Source organism: Escherichia sp. MOD1-EC7011, from assembly GCF_002965005.1.
Taxonomy (GTDB): Bacteria; Pseudomonadota; Gammaproteobacteria; order Enterobacterales; family Enterobacteriaceae; genus Escherichia; species Escherichia ruysiae.
In genome coordinates, this window is sequence record NZ_PTRD01000084.1 from 1 (window position 1) to 2,029 (window position 2,029).

The window sequence follows — 2,029 nt, forward strand, 5'->3', positions numbered from 1 at the left end:
GTCGTTAATACTTTTTTTCAGTATTACCGTTTCTATAACTAATCCATTTCTTTTTACACCCATGGGGATTTTTATTATAGGAGTTGTAGTTTTATGGATATTTTCTATAGAAAATGTCAAAATTAGTAACAACCTCACTTCTGGAGGTAAATAGTTTATATTAGGGGCTTTTTTATCACTCTTTTAATATTGCTATAATTATTCCTTGTTATAATGAGCAGGAGGCAATCTCTAAATTTATAAATGCATTTCAAAATACATATTCCAACTGCATTTATATACAGGAAAGATAATCAAAAATAATTTTTTTTGCACTAAACAATTAGCATTTTATGTTCAGTAATTGTGATATTGCTCAGTAGCAAAAACTATTTATCACTGCTTATATATGATCAAGTGCTCCTTATATAAATAAGGAGAACAAAATGGAACTTGAAAAGCTGATGGAACATATTTCTATTATTCTTGATTATAGACAAGTCTGTAAAGTAGAACATTAATTATTAGGTATCCTGGTGCTGACTATTTTCGCCGTCATTTCCGTGGCTGAAGGATGGAAATATATGGCGGATTTCGGTGAGACTCACCTCAATTTTTTGAAGCAATATGGTGATTTTGAAAATGGTATTCCTGTTCACGATACCATTTCCGGAACTTTATCCTGTATCAGCCCTGCAAAATTTCATGAATGTATTATTAACAGGATCTGTGCATGTCATTCTTCAGATGACATAGACATCATTGTTATTGATGGAAAAACACTGCGGTACTGTTATGATAAAAGTCGTTGCAGGGGAGTGATTCAGGTTATTAGTGCGTTCTAGGCCATGCACAGTCTGGTTCTCATCCAGATCAAGACGGATGAGAAATTCATGAGATTACAGCGATTCCTGAACTTCTTAACATGATGGATATTAAAGGAAAAATTATCACAACTGATGCGATGGGTTGCCAGAAAGATATTGCAGAGAAGATATAAAAACAGGAAGGTGATTATTTATTCGCTGTAAAAGAAAATGAGTGGCGGCTTAATAAATCCTTTGAGGAAAAATTCCCGCTGAAAGAATTAAATAATCCAAAGCATGACAGTTACGCAATTAGTGAAAAGAGTCACGGCAGAGAAGAAATCCGTCTATATATTGTTTGCGATGTCCCTGATGAACTTATTGACTTCACGTTTGAATGGAAAGGACTGAAAAAATTATGCGTGGCAGTCTCCTTTCGGTCAATAATAGCAGAACAAAAGAAGGATCCAGAAATGGCGGTCAGATATTATATCAGTTCTGCTGATTTAACAGAAGAGAAGTTTGCAACAGAGATTCGAAATCACTGGCACGTGGAGAGTAAGCTGTACTGGAGTCTGGACGTGGTAATGAATGAAGGCGACTGCAAAATAAGAAGGGGAAAGGCAGCAGAATTATTTTCAAGGATAAGGCATATCGCCATTAATATTTTGACGAAAGATAAAGTATTCAAGGCTGGGTTAAGACGTAAGCTGAGAAAAGCTGCTATGGACAGAGACTACCTCGCATCAGTCCTTGTGGGGAGCCGACTTTCGTAATCTTGCCCTGGTGGTACAATGCTGAATAAATAGCATTAAAAATTTTAAATAAAATGGTTTAACCCAACATGAACTTTATGAGTATCATTAGAATGATTTTACCTTTCTGTATTTTTTTGAGTATTTTACTTTACTCTGGAAGGGTAGATTGTGTTTTTTTATTTACTATTGAATACACATTTATAAGTGTGGCAATCTTTCTGATAAAAAGAAAGTTTGTAAGAAATGTTTTGTGGGGGATTTATCTCTCTATTTTAGGTGTGCAGGCAGCGTCGCTATTTAGTTCGGGGCAATATTTGATGCCTCTTGCCTTGTCGAATGCTGCAGAAATTGAATCCCTGGGCATTGGCGAGGTAATTAAAGTTTTTTTTGTTTTTATTTTATTTGTTATAGTTTCATTCATTACGATGCCTTCAGGTGCTCTAATCGAGCGTATTAAATATTATAAATCTAATATTCTCTGTATAG

At 34.8% G+C, this 2,029-nt stretch carries 3 pseudogenes; all 3 read left to right on the plus strand.

The annotated features are described in order from the left end of the window. Positions 1 to 154 (plus strand): annotated as a pseudogene (locus tag A7098_RS23540) (oligosaccharide repeat unit polymerase); the annotation flags it as partial. 271 nt (positions 155 to 425) lie between these two features. Continuing rightward, a pseudogene (locus tag A7098_RS23550) lies at positions 426 to 1,561 on the plus strand (ISAs1 family transposase). A gap of 77 nt (positions 1,562 to 1,638) precedes the next feature. Then, positions 1,639 to 2,029: pseudogene (locus A7098_RS24365) on the plus strand (LTA synthase family protein); the annotation flags it as partial.